The sequence below is a fragment of the Enterococcus sp. 7F3_DIV0205 genome (genome assembly GCF_002141365.2).
GTDB lineage: Bacteria > Bacillota > Bacilli > Lactobacillales > Enterococcaceae > Enterococcus_L > Enterococcus_L palustris.
Genome location: NZ_CP147244.1, coordinates 1,231,466 through 1,252,986, shown reverse-complemented (window position 1 = coordinate 1,252,986; position 21,521 = coordinate 1,231,466). Strand labels below are relative to the sequence as shown.

The window sequence follows — 21,521 nt, the reverse complement described above, 5'->3', positions numbered from 1 at the left end:
GTTAAACAATGAACATCAGAAGAATTTGGCTTGATCGAGATTTGGCAGGAAAACAGCAGTGGTCAGATTTTTTGATTAACGCCGACCTTATACCAGATGACCAGTTAGACTATACGATTGGTATCTATGATCAGGAAAAACTGATTGGAACAGGATCGATTTTTAGGAACATTTTAAAATGTATTGCCATTGATTCTTCCTATCAAAATGAAAATCTGCTTTCTCAAATTGTTCAAGCTTTACGAGAAAGATTACAGGAAATAGGATATCAGCATTATTTCTTATATACAAAACCAAAAACTAGTAAGTTGTTTCGCTCTTTAGGTTTTACTGAAATTGCGGCAACAGCTGAACTGGTTTTTATGGAGCAGGGCTTTCCTGATTTTGAAGACTATTTAGCGGAACTTAAAAAGCATCAGCAAATGACAAAACAAAATGCAGCAATTGTAATGAATGCTAATCCATTTACAAATGGTCATTTATATTTAGTGACAGAAGCGGCAAAATGTGCGCAGACTGTTTATCTCTTTGTTTTGTCTGAGGAACGCTCCTTATTTGATGCAAAGACGCGTTTTAAACTGGTGAAAGAAGGCGTCAAGCACTTATCGAATGTTGTCGTTTTACCAACAAGAGAATATATGGTTTCAAGTGCAACATTTCCTTCCTATTTTCTAAAAAATCAAGCAAAGGAAAATATTGCGAAAGTCCAAGCAGAACTAGATGCAACTTTATTTAAAGAGAAAATTGCACCCGTTTTAAATATCACGAAAAGATTCGTCGGGGAAGAGCCGTTGTCACCTGTGACAAGCATCTATAATCAAGCAATGGAAAATGTGTTTTCTTCTGCATTGAACCTGATTATTTTACCTAGAAAAAAAGTGGATGATGAAGTAATTAGTGCTTCAAGAGTCCGAGCTTTAATGAAAGAACAAGCCTATGAAGAAATAAAATCGCTTGTTCCTAATAGTACATTCAAAGAAATCATGAACCAAAAAAAAGAATAAGAGGTGTCCATTTTGGAAATTAAGCAAAACGCATCCGCTGGTACAACGGAATCAAGCGATATTTTGATCACGCTCGCTCAAAATGACGCAAAGGGGATTCAAATCGATTTAGATAGTAGTGTTGAAAAACAATTTGGTCGTCAGATTCGAGCTAAAATACAAGAAACCTTAGAAAAGTTAGCGGTAACGAATGTGAAAGTCAGTGCAGTAGATAAAGGAGCATTAGATTGTACGATCGAAGCACGCACGATTGCAGCAGTTTATCGTGCGGCTGGTGAAGAAAACATTGATTGGCAGGTGATTCAGTCATGGAACGCTTAAGACGAACAATGATGTTTGTACCAGGAGCAAATGCTTCAATGCTAAGAGATGCAACCTTATACGGCGCTGACTCGCTGATGTTTGACTTAGAAGATGCTGTTTCTTTAAAAGAAAAAGATAGTGCTCGTTTACTCGTTTATCATGCCTTACGGACCTTTGATTACTCAATGGTTGAAACGGTGGTTCGGATCAATGGTTTGGATACAGTGGGACGTCAGGATGTTGAAGCGATGGTTTTAGCAGGTGTAGATGTGATTCGTCTACCGAAAACGGAAACAGCTCAAGATATTGTCGATGTAGCAGCCGTGATCACTGAAATGGAAACAAAATACGGCATCAGTGTTGGGACAACTAAAATGATGGCAGCAATCGAATCTGCCGAAGGTGTTTTGAATGCTCGAGAAATTGCTCAGGCAAGTGATCGGTTGATTGGAATCGCTCTTGGTGCAGAAGACTATGTAACAAATATGAAAACACATCGCTATCCAGATGGACAAGAATTGTTTTTTGCCCGCAGTTTTATCTTACATTCAGCTAGAGCGGCTGGAATTGCGGCCATTGATACGGTGTACTCAAATGTAGAGAATACAGAAGGTTTCTTAGCAGAAGTCGAGCTAATCAAACAACTAGGATTTGACGGTAAATCAGTGATCAATCCACGTCAAATTCCTTTAGTAAATAGTGTATATGAGCCGACTGAAAAAGAAATCCAAAATGCAAAAGAAGTGATCTGGGGTATTCGTGAAGCCGAAGCGAAAGGCTCAGGTGTGATTTCAGTCAATGGTAAAATGGTGGATAAACCGATCGTTGAACGAGCAGAACGAGTGATTGCTCTGGCGATTGCAGCAAAATTAATTTCTGAGGAGGAAGTCTAAAATGAAAAATAATGTAGGCAAAGAAATTCCAGATAATTATGCTGAACAATACGGTTTATTTAAAGGTGAGTTAGCGAATATTGATGAATATAAAGAAGCTAGCCGTACGATCAATCCTGTCAGACCAAGGGATACAAAATTATTAGGTAGTTTAAGAGAAGCTATCGAAAAAACAGGACTAAAAGACGGCATGACGATTTCTTTCCACCATCATTTTCGTGAAGGTGATTTTGTGATGAACATGGTGTTAGATGAGATTGCAGCATTAGGAATCAAAAATCTATCGATTGCCCCTAGCTCGATCGCAAATGTTCATGAACCGTTGATCGAACACATTAAAAATGGTGTGGTGACAAATATTACCTCTAGCGGATTACGTGATAAGGTCGGGGCAGCGATTTCTGAAGGAATCATGGAAAATCCAGTTGTGATCCGTTCTCATGGTGGACGTGCTAGAGCAATTGCTGCAGGAGATATCCATATTGATGTGGCTTTTCTTGGTGCGCCAAGTTCGGATGCTTATGGCAATGTGAACGGCACAAAAGGTAAAGCAACCTGCGGATCTTTAGGGTATGCGATGATCGATGCTAAGTATGCCGATCAAGTGGTGATCATTACAGACAGTTTGATGCCTTATCCAAACACCCCAATCAGTATTCCGCAAACAGATGTGGATTTTGTTGTAGAAGTTGATGCAATCGGTGACCCTAATGGCATTGCCAAGGGCGCAACCCGTTTTACTAAAAATCCGAAAGAACTATTGATTGCAGAATATGCAGCTAAGGTAATCACGCATTCGCCTTATTATAAAAATGGTTTTTCGTTCCAAACAGGAACTGGTGGTGCCGCTTTAGCCGTTTCAAGATTTTTAAAAGAAGCGATGGTCAAAGATGGTATTACAGCAAGTTTTGCCTTAGGTGGCATCACTAATGCCATGGTTGAACTATTAGAGGAAGGACTAGTTGAAAAAATTATTGATGTTCAAGATTTCGATCATCCATCCGCTGTTTCTTTAGGTAAACATGACAATCATTATGAAATCGATGCAAATATGTACGCATCTCCACTAAGCAAAGGTTCAGTGATCAATCAATTGGATACGGCGATTCTTTCTGCACTTGAAATTGATACGAATTTCAATGTGAATGTTATTACCGGTTCAGATGGCGTCATTCGTGGCGCATCCGGTGGACATTCTGATACCAGTGCGGCTTGTAAAATGAGCTTAGTGATTGCACCCTTGATCAGAGGGCGCATTCCGACAATTGTCGAAGAAGTTAATACAGTCGTAACACCTGGCAGCAGCATTGATGTCGTGGTGACAGAAGTTGGTATTGCAATCAATCCAGAACGTCAAGACTTAGTCGAACATTTTAAAGCACTGGATGTGCCGCAATTAACGATGAAAGAACTTCAAGAAAAAGCTTATAGTATCGTAGATAGACCAGATGCCATCGAATATGGCGATAAAATTGTTGCATTGATTGAATATCGCGATGGTTCAATTATCGATGTGGTCAGAAATGTCTAAGTTCCATTTAAAAGGAGAAACAATTACTTTAATAGAAATGCTGAATACCCGAGAAAAACGAGTAGAAATTCAGCAGGAACTTTTACAAAAACATCCGACATGTACCTTATTAAGCGCTACGATGAATATTCCAGGACCTGTAAAAACGAATGAGCAGCTACGAAATGCCTTTTTAACTGTCATTAAAAAGCTCAATACCCTATTTCCTCCTGAACAAATAGTTGCTCGTAAACACCGCGAGTTGAAAACAGGTTCTGAATATTATCTAGTCCTTGATGAAATACCAGAAGAACTAAAAAGAAAACTAATTGATGTTGAAGAAACCCATGATTATGGACGCTTAATGGACTTAGATGTGGTTTATTTAAAAGGACAGATATTGTATTCAGTCAGTCGCACTGAATTAAATCACCAGCCTAGACGTTGCTTTATTTGTGAAGAAGAAGCCAAAATCTGCGGCAGACAAAGACGCCATAGCGTAGCAGAAATGCAACAAACAATCAGTCAACTCATTGAGAAAGGAAAGATGAAATGACAAAGGAAATCCTTTTTACAGAAACGGTCTTACGAGACGGACAACAAAGCCAAATCGCTACACGAATGCCAACAAGTGATATGCTGCCAATCATTCAAACATTAGATGAAGCAGGCTATCACGCCTTAGAAATGTGGGGCGGAGCAACGTTTGATGCTTGTATTCGCTTCTTAAATGAAGACCCTTGGGAGCGTTTAAGAGCGATTCGAAAAGCAGTTAAACATACAAAATTGCAAATGCTTTTAAGAGGTCAAAATTTACTTGGTTATAAAAACTATGCCGATGATGTCGTAGAAGCTTTCGTGCAAAAATCAATTGAAAACGGAATCGATATTATCCGTGTTTTTGATGCGTTAAATGACACAAGAAATTTACAAACTTCAATTGAAGCAACAAAAAAATTTGGCGGACATTGTCAGCCGGCGATTTCTTACACGACTAGTGATTTCCATACGATTGATTACTTTGTCGGATTGACGGCAGAATTAGAAAAAATGGGTGCGGATTCTATCTGTATTAAAGATATGGCAGGAATTCTAACACCAGATGATGCGTACCGTTTAGTCACAGAAATCAAAAACAAAATTCAAGTACCGTTAGAAGTTCATACGCATGCCACAAGCGGTATTTCCGAGATGACTTATTTGAAAGCTATCGAAGCAGGCGCGGATATTATTGATACAGCGATTTCTTCATTTTCTGGTGGAACGAGTCAACCAGCCACAGAATCAATGGCGTTAGCATTAGAGAATTTAGGCTACAATACACATTTAGATATGAAGAAAGTAGCAGAAGCCGCCGACTATTTTAATCCGATCCGTGATAAATTTAGAGAAGAAGGCGTATTGAATCCTAAAGTAAAAGACACAGAACCGAAAACGTTGATTTATAAAGTTCCTGGCGGAATGTTGTCGAATTTGTTAAGCCAATTGACAGAGCAAGGTCTAGCAGATAAATACGAAGAAGTCCTAAGAGAAGTACCCAAAGTTCGTGCAGATCTAGGCTATCCGCCACTTGTAACACCACTATCTCAAATGGTAGGAACCCAAGCAGTAATGAATGTAATCAGCGGCGAACGCTATAAAATGATTCCAAAAGAAATCAAAGATTATGTTAAAGGACTGTACGGCAAACCACCCGTTGAAATTTCAAAAGAGATGACGAAATTGATCATCGGTGAAGAAGAAGTAATCACCGTTAGACCAGCGGATTTATTAAGTCCTGAACTTCAAGAATACAAAAAAGAAATTGAAGAATACGCAAAATCAACAGAAGATGTGTTGATGTATGCATTGTTCCCACAACAAGGAAAAGATTTTTTAGGAAGAAGAGAAGATCGGTTTTATGATGTTCCAGTCCAAGAAGTAAAGGTTATATTAGACATATAAAAGAAAGAGTTGCAAAGTCAGCAGATTTTGCAACTCTTTTACGTTGTTAAAAAAAAATTTTGTCTTACATGAAAGCGGTAAAAATCATGAGAAATAGGTGAAATATAGCTTAGCAAGTGTCAGTTGTTTTAAGGGGGATTTTAGTTTTTTTATTATGGAATTTAGATTAAAAAATAATGTGTAAAATATGTCAATTGGCTAATTTTAGCTAGGGGGAAGTTGTGTTTCATCTTATTATTTGTTTATATATAAAGGATTTAGAACCTGACATGAATGTTACGTTATGAAGTTACTTAATGTAACTTTTCTCATCGTTATAAAGGTTTACATTTATTTATAATGCCGTTATAATAGCTGAAATCAAGTCGTGTATAGAGAGGGCATATTTTGCACTATATAGAGATATGAATTGAATCATTTTTATACAAGCTAAATGATTAAAATGAATGAGGGAGAAAGAATTTAAGATATATTTTCCTATTTTTCATTCAAGCCGAGTGAACTCGCAACGCTTATATCTATCTAGCTTTGCGAGTTAGCTTCTTGGAAAAAAGAAAAAATATGATTGTGGTAAAAAGCACCACCCTCATATTTTCCTATTTTTCATTCGAAGCTGAATGAACTCGCAACGCTTTTAAATTAGGAGGGATGTTTTTGATTACCAACAAACAATCGTCAGAAACTTTTTTTGAAATGAAGAATCAGAAGTATCAGTACTATTCACTTGCTTCATTAGAGACTGAACAACATCAGTTTGTCTCAACATTGCCGTTTAGTATTCGAGTACTATTGGAATCTTTATTACGTCAGGAAAATGGTATTGGGATTACCCGAGAGCATATTGAAAATTTAGCTAATTGGTCATCGACACAGGCGAATAAAGGGGAAGTTCCTTTTAAACCAGCCCGAGTGATCTTACAAGATTTTACAGGTGTTCCAGCTGTGGTTGATCTAGCCTCTTTGCGAAAAACAATTGCTGATTTTGGTGGTGATCCGACTAAAATCAATCCAGAAGTTCCTGTTGATCTGGTGGTCGATCATTCTGTCCAAGTCGATGTTGCTGGAGTAAAACAAGCTCTTCAATTAAATATGAAAATGGAATTTCAACGAAATCAAGAGCGTTACCGTTTTTTAAGTTGGGCGCAAAAAGTCTTTGATAATTATCGTGTGGTTCCTCCTGCAACAGGAATCGTCCATCAAGTGAACATTGAATATTTAGCGACTGTCGTAACACAAAAACAACTAGAAGATGATACGATCCTTCTTTATCCAGATACCTTAGTTGGAACGGATTCACATACGACTATGGTCAATGCATTAGGCGTTTTAGGTTGGGGAGTTGGTGGAATCGAAGCAGAAGCAAGTATGCTTGGCGAGCCATCTTATTTTCCAATTCCAGAAGTCGTGGGTGTTCGTTTAGTCAATGAATTATCTCAAGGAGCCACAGCCACAGATTTAGCTTTAAAAGTTACGCAGGTATTGAGAGAACAAAAAGTTGTAGGAAAATTTGTTGAATTTTTTGGTTCTGGATTCATTAGTTTAAGTTTGGCTGATAGAGCAACGGTTGCCAATATGGCGCCTGAATATGGTGCTACATGCGGATTTTTCCCTGTCGATGATGAAACGATCCGTTACTTGAAATTAACAGGAAGAAAAGAGCAGACAGTAGCAGTTGCTGAGCGCTATTTAAAAGAAAACCAATTATTCTATGATCCAGTAAATGATCCAGAACCTCATTATACAAACGTGATCGAAATCGATTTAAGTAAAATCGAAGCGAACTTAGCAGGACCAAAACGACCACAAGATCTAGTTCCCTTATCAGAAATGAAAACAGTTTTTGAACAAGCGGTGAAAGCTCCAGCTGGTCTACAAGGTTTTGGACTTTCAGAGAAACAACAGACAGAAAGCGTTACATTAGATTTAGAAGGGGTGCAACATCAATTAAAACCAGGAGCAGTAGCCATTGCAGCAATCACTTCATGTACGAATACGTCGAATCCATTTGTGATGTTAAGTGCAGGATTGGTAGCTAAAAAAGCTGCACTACTTGGTTTAAATGTACCTAATTATGTAAAAACGTCGTTAGCGCCAGGGTCAAAAGTTGTTACAGCCTATTTAGAAAAAGCGGGGTTACTACCCTACTTAGAACAATTAGGCTTCCATCTTGTCGGTTATGGGTGTACAACGTGTATTGGTAATTCTGGAGCATTGAAACCAGAAGTAGAAGAAGTGATCAAAGAAAGTGATTTGCTAATGGCAGGTGTTCTTAGTGGAAATCGAAACTTTGAAGGGCGTATTCATCCTTTAGTCAAAGCGAATTATTTAGCTTCACCGCCATTAGTTGTTTTATATGCACTAGCTGGAACGGTCGATATTGATGTATTTAAAGAGCCGATTGGGATCGGAGAAAATGGTATTCCAATTTACTTTAATGATTTATGGCCTTCTAGAGATGAAATTCAAGCATTGATCGATGAATGTGTTACACCAGAACTTTACCAACAAGAATACGAGCGAGTATTTAGTGATAATGAAGAATGGAATCGCATTGAAACAAACGATGAAGCATTATACGGTTGGGAAGAAGAATCAACGTATATTGCTAATCCACCTTACTTTACAGGAATGAGCAAAGAAAGAACCGCAAGAAAACCATTAAGGCAATTAGCCGTATTGGCTAAATTCGGTGATTCAATTACAACGGATCATATTTCGCCAGCTGGAAGTATCCAAAAAAATAGTCCGGCAGGGCAGTATTTAGTTGATCGGGGAGTGCCAATTCGTGAATTCAACTCTTATGGGGCCAGACGTGGTCACCATGAAGTGATGATGAGAGGAACGTTGGCTAATATTCGGATTCGCAATCAACTTGTTCCAGACATTGAGGGTGGTTATACCATTTTTACACCAACACAAGAAAAAATGGCCATCTATGATGCTGCGATGAATTACCAGAAACAAGGAACGAAGCTAGTCATTTTAGCAGGGGATGATTATGGGATGGGTTCGTCAAGAGACTGGGCCGCTAAAGGAGTACAGTTACTTGGTGTAGAAGCCGTGATCGCCAAAAGTTATGAACGAATCCATCGCTCAAACTTAGTGATGATGGGTGTCTTACCTTTACAATTCAAACCAGGTGAAGATGCTGATAGCTTAGGTTTAACAGGAACTGAGTTATTGGATATTGATATCGATGAGACAAAAGGAATTTTAGATACTGTAACGGTCACTGCAAGTAAACCAAATGGAGAATCAATCAAATTCGACACGATTCTTCGTTTTGATTCAGCAGTTGATATCACCTATTACCAACATGGCGGGATTTTACCAATGGTGATTCGTAAAAAGCTTCAAAGTTAGTTTGAGATAAGTAAAAAACATGAGATAAAGTGACAGGAAGGTTGTTACTCTATGTTATCTAGCTGTATGGGCTAGCATCTTGAAAAAAGATAAAAATAAAGTGAGACAAAAAAACGTCTCAATCAATTTTTCCTATTTTTCATTCGATGCTTTACGAGCTCGTTCAGCTTTTAAATGGTCTAGCTTTACGAGCTAGCATCTCGGAAAAAAGATAAAAATGGAGTGAGACAAAAAATCGTCTCAATCAATTTTTCCTATTTTTCATTCGATGCTTTATGAGCTCGTTCAGCTTTTAAATTAAGGAGGGACTTGGATGGAGATTCATAAGGGCTTAGAGGGAGTCGTTGTTTCAGAAACAAAAATTAGTTCAATCGTAGAAAATCAGCTATTGTTTGCTGGATTTAATATAGATGATTTAGTCGCTGAAAATGTTCAATTTGAAGAAGTGATTTATCTACTTTGGTATTTAAAAATCCCGACAAATCAAGAATTGAAGCAATTTAAACAAGATCTATCTTTACAAATGCCAATATCTGATACGATTATTACGTGTTTAAAAATCCAAACGCGTCAGAACCTTCATCCAATGAGTGTTTTGCGTTCGGCGATTTCATTATTAGGCGTGTTTGATCCCAACGCAGAAGCAACAGATGATCAATCAGCTTATCAGCAAAGTATTGCTTTACAGGCAAAAATGCCAACAATCATTGCTGCTTATGCACGTCTAAGAAAAGGATTAGATCCAATACCTCCTAGAAGCGATTTATCATTTGCTGCTAATTTTCTTTATATGTTGACAGGTGTTGAAGCGACTCAAGTACAGGTCAATGCAATGAACCAAGCTTTGGTACTACATGCAGATCATGATTTAAATGCAAGTACATTTACAGCCAGAGTTTGTGCATCCACACTGTCAGATGTCTATTCTTGTATAACAGCTGCAATCGGTTCACTAAAAGGACCACTTCATGGTGGTGCGAATGAAAAAGTTTTTGATATGTTGAAAGAAATCGATTCAGATAATCTAAATGTAGAAGACTACTTAAATCAAAAACTGGATCGCAAAGAAAAAGTCATGGGCTTTGGTCATCGGGTATACAAAACCGAAGATCCAAGAAAAAAACATCTGAAAAAATTAGCAAAAGAGTTAACGACGATCACGCAGAAAGAGCAGTGGTATTTTTTATCTTGCCAAGTTGAGTATTATTTAAAAGAGACAAAGGGATTGATTCCAAATGTTGATTTCTATTCTGCTACAGTTTACCATTGTTTAGATATCGATAGTGATCTGTTTACCTTGATTTTTGCGATGAGCCGCGTTTCTGGTTGGTTAGGTCATATAGAGGAGCAGAAAAAAGAAGACTGTTTGATTCGACCGCGTTCTCATTATGTTGGTCCTAAGTTGTTAAAATATAGTGATGTGAGTACAACATTACACCCAGGAGGAATGGAAGCATGATAGATGGGAAGCCAGTTGTTTTTGAAGCGGGGAAACTAGTTGTCCCCGACGCTCCAATTATCCCTTTTATCGAAGGTGACGGAATTGGTCCAGAAATTTGGCAGGTAGCTAAGAAGGTGTTTGAGGCAGCTGTAGAGAAAGCCTATGCTGGTAAACGAAAAGTTGTTTGGCAAGAAGTTTTGGCTGGTGAAAAAGCCTTTAATAAAACAGGGAGTTGGCTGCCTGATGAAACATTAGAGATGATTAAAACTCATCTTGTAGCCATCAAAGGTCCGTTGACAACACCAATCGGTGGTGGTTTCCGATCATTAAATGTAGCCTTGAGGCAGGAACTAGATTTATACATTTGCTATCGACCAGTTCGTTATTTTGAAGGTGTGCCTTCACCACTAAAACATCCGGAAAAGACAGATATGATGATTTTTAGGGAGAATACAGAGGATATTTATGCAGGAATTGAATTTCCAGCTGAAAGTCCAGAAGCAGAAAAATTAATCATGTATTTAAAAACAGAATTTGGTGTTAATAAAATTCGTTTTCCAGAATCATCGGCAATCGGCATCAAACCAGTTTCTAAAGAAGGGACAGAACGATTGGTTCGGGGAGCCATTGAACATGCATTAAAAAATAATCGCAAATCAGTCACCTTAGTGCATAAAGGGAATATCATGAAATTTACAGAAGGCGGCTTTAAAAATTGGGGTTATGAATTAGCTACAAGAGAATTTGGAGATAAAGTTTTTACGTGGGAACAATACTTAGAAATAAAAAGTGATGCAGGAAAGACTGTAGCAGATCAACAGTTGGAAGAAGCAGAAAAAGCAGGAAAACTGATTGTAAAAGACCGGATTGCCGATATTTTCCTACAGGATATTTTACTGCACCCTGAAAATTTTGATGTGATTGCAACCTTAAATCTAAATGGGGATTACATTTCTGATGCCTTAGCAGCTCAAGTTGGCGGTATTGGAATTGCACCAGGAGCCAATTTAAACTTGGAAACAGGTCATGGTATTTTTGAAGCAACACATGGAACAGCACCGGAATTTGCTGGGTTAAATCAGTTGAATCCATCTTCTTTACTGCTATCAGGTGTATTGATGTTTGATTACTTAGGCTGGGATGAGGTAAGTTTCTTGATTACAAAAAGTATTGAAGAAGCTTTAGTGAATAAAACAGTAACAAAAGATTTTGCAGATCAGATGGAAGGTGCGACTTTAGTAAGTTGTTCTGATTTTGGAGAAGAGTTAGTCCGTCTGATTAAAGAGAATTAAAAATGGAGGGTGAGACAAAAGTCGCTTAGGTTCGAGCAATTGCTGAAGAACCTGACTTTTGGCCACCGTTTAGCAAGTTTTAAAGTGCGTAACAAAACTGAGTTTTAGTTTTGTTACGCACTTATTTTTTTATGGGGAACTAAAAAAACCTGACGACTAGTCGTCAGGTTTTGAATTTACTAATGTTAAGTTGATTATGCTTTGTTAACGTTAGTAGCTTGAGGACCACGTTGGCCTTCTTCAACGTCGAAAGTCACTGCTTGACCTTCTTCTAAAGTTTTGAATCCGTCGCCTTGGATAGCTGAGAAATGTACGAATACATCGTTACCGTTTTCTGCAGTGATAAATCCAAAACCTTTGTCTGAGTTAAACCATTTTACTGTACCTGTTTCCATAATAAAAATCCTCCTTGTGATAGACACATATTTTGCAATTACTTGAAAGGTGAAAATGTGGAAGATGTTTATTTGAAACAGCTACACATATATTACCGAACAAAAACTACACTCTTAATATAGCATATTTAGCACTCTTTGGCTAGTGATATCTCTTCTTAAAATAAAAATTTGTTAAGAAATAGAGATTAATTGTCAAAAAAAACTTATTTCTGTTATAGTATAGGAGTATTGAGCGTTAAATATGAAAGTAATGATAGATTTATGTCGTAGAAATCTATTCCGAAGGCGCAGCCTTGGAGCTGCATAGATTTGAAAGTAGGAAGGGTTCAGATTGTTTAGATGAGAATAAGGTTATCCTTACTAATAGATAGTTTTTACATGGTTTTATAGCTAACAAAATATTTAATCAACTTAATTAAAGAGCCACTCAACGTATCTGTTGAGTGGCTCTTGTCCATTAAATGATTAATAGCGCAAGATAGCAACTAGCGTCTTTTCATCTGGCGCAGCTTTTTGATCAAGGACAAAAACTTTTCCACCTGTTCTAAGAACATTATCTGTTACTTTATTCAAAACTTTTCGTCGATCGAATTCTTCCGTTGTCATCTCAGTTGTTTCATTGACAAAATTAGCAGTAGAGATGAAGAAATGTGACACTTTTCCTTCATCAGATGCAGGAACGATATCGACTAATTGATCGACAAATTTCTTGTCTAGCAACTGATTATACGAAGCTGTTTCGATAGACTCTAATTCTTGATTGATTTTATAGGCACCTTTTTCAATATCCTGAAAAGAAACTTGCGCAGGAGAAAGTGCGACAGAAGCATCTGTTACTAAATAAGGATTTTTCGCAATTTTTTTAAATAATGTTTGATTTTCTGGTAAAGCGTATAAACGAATGGGTAAGTTATCAGAGTTTACAAATGTATCCTTTAAGTAATTATCAATTGCTTGATAGTAATTAGTCCAATCGATTTTTACTTCTTCATCTTTGGTATTGACACCGTGATAAGCAACGCCTTCTTTAGAAGAGCCGTTATAGCCAGTGCCACCTTGAATGGAGTAGTTCATACTACCGCCAGTTAACTCATCACCTAAAGCGCCAACAAGATCAGTTGGTGCATCAGCAGGCAAATCAACGGTTTTAACTTGATTATTTTCAACTAAATAAAGCTGCATAGCATCTCGATTTAAAGCCATTAGATAATAACGATAGTTAAATTGATTATTTTTAATGATGCCTAGGAGATAAGGTCGGTCGTCAACGTAGTATTGATTGTCAACAGATACATTTAATCGGTGAATAAAAATGTCTTTCTCACTAATAATAATCGACACACTCTTAGTAGCATTACGCCAAAATGAAGCGTCAGCCAGCAAAGCGTCGATTTTGTCTTGGAATGGTAGCCAAGAAAGTTCAGTATATTTTTTCTCGAAGCGGACTTTTGCGGCTTTAGCGAAATTTTTAAGTGCTAACGAATCTTTTTCGACATCTTGATGAGCGACATGAGTATTTAGAATAAATGTTACAAAGGGACCTTGAACTTCGTCAGAGAATAGAACAGATAAATTGTCTTTTTCTTGATCTAACATAATACATTCCTCCTATAATGAAACATTTCATTGCTACTAATAAAAGTGTAGCACAGGCATAAAAATGTTGGAACTAATAAGGTTTGGAAAATACTATCTAAAGGGAAATGTAAAAAGTTGTTCTATGAGTAATTCCTCATGATTTTTTTATGGAATACAAAATAGCTGTTCATCTCTATTTTAAATAGAGATGCTAATATGTCTTCATGCCAATTATCCCGAATTGGTTTTTCATACTTACTCCTACCAAGAGTAAATAACAACCTTCATTTCCACCACAGACGACGGTCGTGGTGGTTTTTTGTTTTTACTCCAATATTAGTAAGGTAGTCTAATCATTTTTCTACTAATATTTAGAGAAGTTCCTGGGAGAATCTTGAGGGAAAATAGATAGTACAAAGGTTTAAACATAGTTAATAATAGAATAAATAGACTAGAGAATAAAAATGATGACATTGTGAGCATTATACTATATAATCATATTATAATAAGATTGAAATAAATGACAAAACGATTTGTTTGGGAATGTTTTTGAAATTTAGAATTGTTTACTTTGTGGGGAGTCTAAAATGAATTTTATTCATGCTACTAATGAATTTTGTTGTAATAGAATAGTAAAGTCTCAGTGTATCAATCCTAGTGAAACGGATATTTATTCTTTTTTAAATGTTTTTTTTGATAGGCTTCAAAATGTCATTTTAATGGACGCTTGGGATAGTTTTTTAGAGAAACAAGATTTTAATTTTTTTCCTGGATGTTCTTATAAGTATTTAGGCAGCGGAGTTTATTGCTTTGAAGAAATTGATAAATGCGTTGCAAAAAGGTATGATGAGGAAAAACCAGTACTTTTAAAAATAGAAGTGAAGAATACTATTTCGAAATTGGATTTGAATAAGACTGAAGAAATGGAAACACTCAAAAAAAAATTTGAAATCCATATGGTCAACTATATCTCTAATTTAGAAGAGGAAAGTGAGCAACTTATATATGGTTATTTTGCAGAAATAATATCATACAATATTACTAAATTGTTAAAAGGAGATAAAGATGGTGTTCCTTTTTCTTTAGGTTTATCATTAGATCTACTTAATTATGAGAAAATATATGATATTATTTTTTTTAAATTTCCTAAAAGAGAAGCTAATTATGTTACAATAAAAGAAATAAGTGTTATAACTAACCTAAGTAAGTGTTAATTGAGTTTTTTAAGGAGGCTATTATTCATGACTAAAGAAAATATGGCTCAAACTTTTTTTGAAAATAGAGTTAAAAAAAATAAGCTTTCGAATGATCAACTAAAGAAAGCAATCTCTTTGATGAAACAAAAACGTGAAATGCTAGAATTGTCTATTTATATTGAAGAATTTGAAAAAGAAATTCAACAACAAGGTGCTCGTGAAATCAATAATGACGAAATTTGCGCGTCTATTGATGGTAAACAGATATCCAATGGAAAGCTGAATAATTCAAAATTTAACAAAAAATATCTTATTGATTTTGAAGTGGATTTTTTAAGTGAAGAAATTTATATTGATTATGATTTTGAAAAGTTATTACAACCAAAAGCAGCATAGGAGAGAAAAATGAAACCAGTTATTACGTTGCAGGGGTATAAAATAATAAAACTATTAAGGGAACGAATCGAAAAAACGGACAAATTAGATAAAGAAGAGAAACCTTTTAATATGAAAGTAGCTTATAAATTAGTTGAGAATAATCAATTAGCATTTTTAAAGTTGGAGACTAAATTATATATAAACGAAGCGAAGTATGAAGTGATTTTAGAAGGTGCATTTAACGTTGAAGATAGTAGCTTAACAGAAGAACAAATTAAACAATTTGTGAAGGTTAATGGTACAGCAATTCTTTATCCTTATATCAGAAGTAATATATCAGTGATTTCTGCTTTAGATTCACAAGATTCTGTGCTAATGCCCACTCTTAATACCAATATTTTTAGAGAAAATGACACTATTTAAATAAATAGTGTCATTTTTTTATAATAATGTAACTAAAATAGAATTTCACGAAGAAAATCTCAGCTATAGGAAACTTAAACACTTATTCTCATACTATTTTTTTTGAGTTCACAACGCTTCAATAAACCGATTGGTTCGAAACAAACGCGTTTCCAAATTAGTCCCTAATTCAACCGCCGCATGTTGGCCTTTTCCACTAAATTTATACCGAATAGCATCCGCATTTGTTTTAGCAGCAATATAAGAAACACCAAAATTTGCCTGCATTGTATGAATCAATCGAACATAAAGAGCACTTTCTGATATGCCAAAATGATTCGATAGCTGAGACAAATTCCAGCCTTCTTTTAAAAAGCGGAAGAATACAACATCGGGCACTAGAATTGCAGAAGCACCAATGTTTGCTTGAAATTCATGAAGCACTTCGTTATAAGAATAGTGCAAACTCCGTTCTGTATCAGTAAAAATTGTATCGTTTTCAGTCATATGAAATAAATAATGCGTAATCTCATGACTGATTGTAAAATTCTTTCTTTTTTCACTCATGTTTTGATTATAGCCAATCGTTGTCTCTAAAGAGTCTTTAACGATCATACCCGAAATACGATCTCTTGCGACGCCGTCGAATGGAAAACTGCGCATTGAAACTCCCTTAGACTTTACGAAATCCCAAAGATAGGAACAATCGTAATTTTCATAACCGATATTATTTGCGACCATCAAAGCCGAGATATAATCGTTTATTTTATCCGAAAAACTAAGATATTCATCAATTTGCTCTGTCATCCAATCACGCCTTGTCGTCTTGTTTTAGTTCTCGTTCTCGCTCGATTTCTGATCGTCTAAATCGCAGAAACCGATTCACTTCATCCTTTAATTCATCTACTTCATTTTCAGATAAGCCTTCAGTATTCATCCGAAACATGATTTGAGAAGAAAGATGTTCTTCTTGATCTGCTGCTTTAATAGAAGGTATTTCTGATCTTCCTAATAGATAGTCTGTAGATACATCAAAATAATCCGCAACTTTTTGGATATTCTCTATCTTAGGCGAAGAGGTATCCCAGCGACGAATTTGTCCGTTAGAGATGCCTGTATTACGTTCAATTTCGGCAAAGGTAACTTTTTTCTTATCTGCGAGTTCTTTGATTCTGTAAGTTAAACTCATGTTTTTCAACCTTTCATAAGCTTAAATGAAAAAAATATTAGCTTTTAAGCTATTTTTAATTGACAATTAGCATTTAAGCTATTATAATGTTCTTATAAGCTAATTTATCAGTAAATAGTTAGGCAAGCCATTCTAAGAGTTGATTTCTAAAAAAGAAAGCGAAGAAATTAGAATAGAGCTTATTTAACTGTACTTATATAATAGCGCAAATGCTAATTTAAGTCAATTGTTTTATCCTATATTAGCTAATTAACTAAAATGAAAAGGGAGTTGAAATTAAAACCAGTTTAGAAAGAATAACAATGCGACATGAGGATAAAACGTATCAAACATAACTACTAAAGAAAAGGAGAGGATAAATGATGCTGCTATTTCCCGAAATCGATCGAAAAAAAACGAAGAAAAGGGTTCATGGTTTGTTAAATAAATATCGAACGTTAGTGCGAATCGCTGGAGAGAAACATTCGCCCAAAGTAACGACTACCTACACATTTGAAATGAGAAAAATGGATGGAGAATTCTCGCAAAAAAGTGAGCAGCCAGTCGATCGAAAATATTTAGCTGAAGTTGAACTAGTAAAAATCACAGAAGCGATGAATCAGTTAGACGAGTATGACAGACAGCTATTATATGATAAATATATGGATCGTAATTTTACTACAAATATCGCAATTTATATGAAGCACCACATGAGTGAAAGTAAATTTTATCGTGAACTGGATAAAGCAATGATTCGGTTTGCCGAGGCTTATGAGAGTGGGAAACTATTGATGGAAAAATGACATTATAGTGGGAGGAAAACGCCAGTTTTATTATTAAGAAATCGAGTAAACTATTCTTATACCGCTAGTTAAAAAGTGTTCACCATGATGAGATAAGACATTTAGTTTTAACTAGTCGGATAAATTTATTAAGCAATAATCAGTTGACGTAAATAATGAAAAAGGTGGTAATTATGAAGATGTTCGAGTTTTTAGATCGTTTCTTAGTGGATGCTGATCACAAAGCAATTTATGTTTTAACCTTGATTTGTGTAGCGATGATCATCGATTTTTTAAGCGGCAGTCTGGCTGCAAAAATCAATCCAACAATTAACTTTTTAAGTAAAGTAGGAATCAATGGAATTTTACGAAAAGTAGCAAGTATGGTGCTGTTAATGTTTTTTATTCCTTTGGCTCCTTTGATTCCAGGAGGCGCTGGTGTAGGGCTGATTTATGTCTTATATGTCGGTTATTTATTAATGGAATTAAAATCGATTCTTGAAAATTATAAAAAAATGGGGATTGGAACTGAGCTGTTTGAAAATTTTATCAAGAATATCAAAAATGGCAAAGAAGATGAGTAGCAACAAGAATTTCTGCTGCCTAGCAAAATAAAAAAATGAAACTGAAGGCAGATGTGACTGCTACAGTTTCATTTTTTTGTTTGCTTATTGTTTTTTAGCTTTTAATGAACGAAACATGGTTAGACCTAAAGCTGTTAAGCATAAAATAAACGAGCCTAAAAAAGTAATTCTCATTCCTATAATAAAAATATCAGGTCGCTCACTGATATAAGTCGTTACACGTTGACCATACACAGCGCTCATGGCATTGTATAAAATCGTTGTGGCTAAAGCAATTCCTAAAACCATTCCTAAATTCCGTGCAAAAGAGTTCATACTTCCAGCCACGCCTAAATCTTCTTTAGAAACACTACTCATAACGGTTGTATTATTGGGCGATTGGAAAAGCGCATTGCCTAATCCCATGATACCAGTCGCCAAAATATAATACCAAAGTGGAGTTCCTTGATTTAAAAACATATACATCAAAGAAGTGATCGAAAGCAGAATTAATCCAGAAAACGTTAAAAATTTCGTACCGATTTTATCTGTCAAAAATCCACTAATAGGAGAGCCGACTACCATCAGTAGTGGAAAGACCATCATCAACAATCCCGCTTTGCTGGCAGGTAACCCGCGTGAATTTTGTAAATAAAATGGGATCACAACATTAACAAAGAAATTAGAAGAGAAGATTAAAACCGCTGTGATCAAGCTCATTGTAAAGATTTTATTTTTGAAAATAGAAAAAGTAATCAGTGGTTGGCTAACACGTTTTTCTACTCGAATGAAAATAATGAATGAAAGAAATGCGAGAGCGAATAATACGACAGATAAAGCAGCGTTAAAGCCAATCTCTTGCCCAATAAAAATACCGCCAAAAAAGGTCATAATAAATACTGCAAATAAACTAAAGCCAAGCATATCGACTTTTTTTCCACTTTTGATAATATCTTTCGGTAAAAATTTCTCTCCGATCAAAATCGTGATGATGCCAACAGGGACATTGATCCAAAAAATGTAAGGCCATGAAAATTGTGAAAGAATCAATCCGCCAATTCCAGGTCCTGCAATTGAACCTAGAGAAACGAAAGCACCGATCGAGCCTAATGCGCGCCCCCGCTCTTTAAAAGGAAATACTTCAGTGATGATCCCAGAGTTTGTTGCCATCGTCATACTAGAACCAATCCCTTGAACGATTCGTGCAAATAAAAGAAATGTCAACGACTGATTGAATCCACATAATAGTGAACCAATTGTAAAAATGACCGTTCCAATCCGATAAACTTTGATTTTGCCAAAGCTATCGCCGATTTTGCCAAAAAGTAACAAGCAGGCGCAGACAATCATCAAGTAAATCGAAACGATCCATTCTGACTGATTCATCGGTACATTCATATCTTTAGAAATTGTCGGGAGTGCTATATTGACGATGCTGGCATCTAACGTAGACATAAATGTAAACATTGCTACTGAAACCAAAATCCACCAGCGATTTTTTTGTACTTCTGTATTTTCTTGAAAACTATTTACTGATTCCATTTATCCATCTCCTAAAAAATCTAAGTAATCCGTTCTTATCATACTCCTTTTTTGGGAAAAATGTCAGTGAAAAAATAATGAAAATAATTGGAAAGAACTTATTTTTTACTTCAAACAGTATTAGCCGAATCTGTTTACAGACATTTTTTAGCGTATTCCTAAAAAGAAGTAGAATTACGTTTGTTTATTTTTCACTTCTGTTACAATAAAAAGAGAATAACTGTACTAAAATGTAGTTTTTTTTGTTATACTTTTTAAGTGAAGTCAATTACTATGGAAGTTATAGCTGTTTCAATATGGATGAAGAAAGAATTAAAACAGATTCCTTTTATAAAAAGAAAGATTCTGATTTATAAGGAGTGTAGTAGAACAATCGAGGGAAGTTTTAGATCATAAAGTTCTAAACTTGTTCACTCAACTTTAAAACGAGGAGGATATTATGGCTACGAAACATGATCAAATATTGAAGTACATTGAAGGATTGCCGATCGGTGATCGTATTTCTGTTAGAAGTATTGCAAAAAATCTTGGTGTTAGTGAAGGAACTGCTTATCGAGCAATCAAAGATGCTGAAAATATCGGATTAGTTTCAACGATTCAGCGTGTGGGAACAATTCGAATCGAGCGTAAATTAAAAAAACATATTGAAAAATTGACTTTTGGTGAAGTGGTTCGAATCATTGAAGGGGATGTTTTGGGCGGATCTTCTGGTCTGGATAAAGTGTTGAATAAGTTTGTGATTGGTGCGATGACTGAAAAAGCCATGACAAGATATATTACGCCAGGCTCGCTGATGATCGTGGGGAATCGCCAAGGAGTTCAAAAATTAGCTTTAGAAAATGGGGCAGCTGTTTTGATTACTGGTGGTTTTGATACAGAAAATGAAATTGCTGAGTTAGCGGATGAATTAGAAATGCCTGTACTGAGAACGACCTATGATACCTTTACTGTGGCAACAATGATCAACCGGGCATTGAGCGACCAATTGATTAAAAAGGATATCATGTTAGTCAGCGATATTTATACGACGTTAGAAAAAACAAATTACTTATTTTCAACGAATACGATCGCTGATTATCAAAAACTTTCAGAGAAAACCCATCATTCACGTTTTCCTGTAGTCAATAAAAGCTTGCGTTTAGTCGGGATCGTGACAGCAAAAGATGTTCTAGGCAAGGCAGAAACGCTATCCATGGATAAAGTCATGACCAAAGATCCGATCGTTGTGAAAAAAATGATGAGTGTAGCGAGTGTTAGTCATCAGATGATTTGGGATGGGTTGGAAGTAATGCCCGTTGTTGAAGATGATTTGTCATTAGTCGGTTTTGTTTCGAGACAAGATGTGATGAAAGCAATGCAGTTGGTACAGCGACAACCACAGATTGCAGATACGATTTCTGATCAAATTTCTGGTGAAGTGATGCCTGTGGAAGAAGGCAATAAAGCGGGTGAGCCGCAGTTTAAATTTTCAGTTGCCCCTCAAATGGTCAATAGTGTAGGGACGATTTCTTTTGGTGTGCTAAGTGAAATCATTGCAAACGTGACCCAACGGACGATGATCACCAATCAAAGAAGAAATGTCTTAATCGAGCAAATGAGTTTACATTATTTACGTTTGATACAATTAGAAAGTGAGCTGGATATCCGTCCGAGAGTCTTAGAAATTGGACGCCGTTCAGCAAAATTAGATATCGAAGTGTATTTGGAAAATGCGCTTGTGGCAAAAGCAATTGTTGTTTGCCAAGTAATGGAGCGTACTTAGGA

At 35.9% G+C, this 21,521-nt stretch carries 20 protein-coding genes; 15 read left to right on the top strand and 5 right to left on the bottom strand.

Annotated elements, in window-relative coordinates:
* Window positions 1-8 precede the first annotated feature (8 nt).
* The 9 genes from citC (at window position 9) to icd (ending at window position 11,750) form a co-directional block, all read left to right on the top strand.
* Window positions 9-1,004 carry a [citrate (pro-3S)-lyase] ligase gene (gene citC, locus A5821_RS05905; RefSeq protein WP_086313652.1) on the top strand — a complete coding sequence of 332 codons (996 nt, stop codon included), beginning with the start codon at window positions 9-11 and terminating at the stop codon, window positions 1,002-1,004.
* Window positions 1,005-1,016: 12 nt separating this feature from the next.
* The gene (citD, locus tag A5821_RS05900; protein WP_086313651.1) at window positions 1,017-1,325 is read left to right on the top strand and encodes a citrate lyase acyl carrier protein; all 309 of its coding nucleotides are present in this window, start codon (window positions 1,017-1,019) and stop codon (window positions 1,323-1,325) included.
* Window positions 1,313-2,200: a citrate (pro-3S)-lyase subunit beta gene (citE, locus tag A5821_RS05895; protein WP_086313650.1), complete on the top strand. Its 888-nt coding sequence runs from the start codon at window positions 1,313-1,315 to the stop codon at window positions 2,198-2,200. The genes citD and citE overlap by 13 nt, the downstream gene beginning before the upstream one ends.
* Window position 2,201: 1 nt before the next feature.
* On the top strand, window positions 2,202-3,731 hold the full coding sequence (gene citF / locus A5821_RS05890) for a citrate lyase subunit alpha (RefSeq protein ID WP_086313649.1): 1,530 nt from the start codon (window positions 2,202-2,204) through the stop codon (window positions 3,729-3,731).
* Entirely contained in the window at window positions 3,724-4,266 is a 543-nt protein-coding gene (gene citX / locus A5821_RS05885) for a citrate lyase holo-[acyl-carrier protein] synthase (protein WP_249921832.1), read from the top strand. The genes citF and citX overlap by 8 nt, the downstream gene beginning before the upstream one ends.
* A complete protein-coding gene (locus A5821_RS05880) occupies window positions 4,263-5,654 on the top strand; it encodes an oxaloacetate decarboxylase subunit alpha (RefSeq protein ID WP_086313647.1) in 1,392 nt (463 codons plus the stop codon). Before citX ends, A5821_RS05880 begins: the two co-directional genes overlap by 4 nt.
* Before the next feature lie 693 nt (window positions 5,655-6,347).
* Window positions 6,348-9,017, top strand: coding sequence for an aconitate hydratase AcnA (acnA, locus tag A5821_RS05875; protein WP_249921855.1), 2,670 nt, complete (start codon window positions 6,348-6,350; stop codon window positions 9,015-9,017).
* A gap of 313 nt (window positions 9,018-9,330) precedes the next feature.
* Window positions 9,331-10,476, top strand: a complete 1,146-nt coding sequence (locus A5821_RS05870; RefSeq protein WP_086313645.1) for a citrate synthase — start codon at window positions 9,331-9,333, stop codon at window positions 10,474-10,476.
* Window positions 10,473-11,750, top strand: a complete 1,278-nt coding sequence (icd, locus tag A5821_RS05865; RefSeq protein ID WP_086313644.1) for an NADP-dependent isocitrate dehydrogenase — start codon at window positions 10,473-10,475, stop codon at window positions 11,748-11,750. Before A5821_RS05870 ends, icd begins: the two co-directional genes overlap by 4 nt.
* 194 nt (window positions 11,751-11,944) lie before the next feature.
* On the opposite strand, the gene A5821_RS05860 is transcribed toward icd, so the two are convergent.
* On the bottom strand, window positions 11,945-12,145 hold the full coding sequence (locus A5821_RS05860) for a cold-shock protein (protein ID WP_010760878.1): 201 nt from the start codon (window positions 12,143-12,145) through the stop codon (window positions 11,945-11,947).
* A gap of 468 nt (window positions 12,146-12,613) precedes the next feature.
* Window positions 12,614-13,744 carry a hypothetical protein gene (locus A5821_RS05855; protein ID WP_086313643.1) on the bottom strand — a complete coding sequence of 377 codons (1,131 nt, stop codon included), beginning with the start codon at window positions 13,742-13,744 and terminating at the stop codon, window positions 12,614-12,616.
* 569 nt (window positions 13,745-14,313) lie between these two features.
* Here A5821_RS05855 and A5821_RS05850 point away from each other — a divergent pair.
* Genes A5821_RS05850 through A5821_RS05840 form a run of 3 tightly spaced genes read left to right on the top strand, consistent with a single transcriptional unit; the run spans window position 14,314 to window position 15,723 of the window.
* Entirely contained in the window at window positions 14,314-14,940 is a 627-nt protein-coding gene (locus A5821_RS05850) for a hypothetical protein (RefSeq protein ID WP_086313642.1), read from the top strand.
* 27 nt (window positions 14,941-14,967) lie between these two features.
* Entirely contained in the window at window positions 14,968-15,318 is a 351-nt protein-coding gene (locus A5821_RS05845) for a hypothetical protein (protein ID WP_086313641.1), read from the top strand.
* A 9-nt stretch (window positions 15,319-15,327) separates the two neighbouring features.
* Window positions 15,328-15,723 carry a protein-export chaperone SecB gene (locus A5821_RS05840; RefSeq protein ID WP_249921831.1) on the top strand — a complete coding sequence of 132 codons (396 nt, stop codon included), beginning with the start codon at window positions 15,328-15,330 and terminating at the stop codon, window positions 15,721-15,723.
* A 108-nt stretch (window positions 15,724-15,831) separates the two neighbouring features.
* On the opposite strand, the gene A5821_RS05835 is transcribed toward A5821_RS05840, so the two are convergent.
* Window positions 15,832-16,509 carry an ImmA/IrrE family metallo-endopeptidase gene (locus A5821_RS05835; RefSeq protein WP_086313640.1) on the bottom strand — a complete coding sequence of 226 codons (678 nt, stop codon included), beginning with the start codon at window positions 16,507-16,509 and terminating at the stop codon, window positions 15,832-15,834.
* A 4-nt stretch (window positions 16,510-16,513) separates the two neighbouring features.
* Complete coding sequence (locus A5821_RS05830; protein WP_086313639.1) at window positions 16,514-16,891, bottom strand: helix-turn-helix domain-containing protein; 378 nt, start codon at window positions 16,889-16,891, stop codon at window positions 16,514-16,516.
* A gap of 359 nt (window positions 16,892-17,250) precedes the next feature.
* Between A5821_RS05830 and A5821_RS05825 the strand changes: the two genes are divergently transcribed.
* Together A5821_RS05825 and A5821_RS05820 are read left to right on the top strand one after the other, a co-directional pair.
* Window positions 17,251-17,673 (top strand): ArpU family phage packaging/lysis transcriptional regulator, encoded by a 423-nt coding sequence (locus tag A5821_RS05825; protein WP_086313638.1) that lies wholly within the window; start codon window positions 17,251-17,253, stop codon window positions 17,671-17,673.
* A gap of 173 nt (window positions 17,674-17,846) precedes the next feature.
* Window positions 17,847-18,236: a phage holin family protein gene (locus A5821_RS05820; RefSeq protein ID WP_170922960.1), complete on the top strand. Its 390-nt coding sequence runs from the start codon at window positions 17,847-17,849 to the stop codon at window positions 18,234-18,236.
* A gap of 84 nt (window positions 18,237-18,320) precedes the next feature.
* Here A5821_RS05820 and A5821_RS05815 read toward each other — a convergent pair whose 3' ends face one another.
* Complete coding sequence (locus A5821_RS05815; protein WP_086313637.1) at window positions 18,321-19,757, bottom strand: MFS transporter; 1,437 nt, start codon at window positions 19,755-19,757, stop codon at window positions 18,321-18,323.
* Window positions 19,758-20,196: 439 nt separating this feature from the next.
* Between A5821_RS05815 and A5821_RS05810 the strand changes: the two genes are divergently transcribed.
* Window positions 20,197-21,519, top strand: coding sequence for a DRTGG domain-containing protein (locus A5821_RS05810; protein ID WP_086313636.1), 1,323 nt, complete (start codon window positions 20,197-20,199; stop codon window positions 21,517-21,519).
* The last annotated feature ends 2 nt before the right edge of the window (window positions 21,520-21,521 follow it).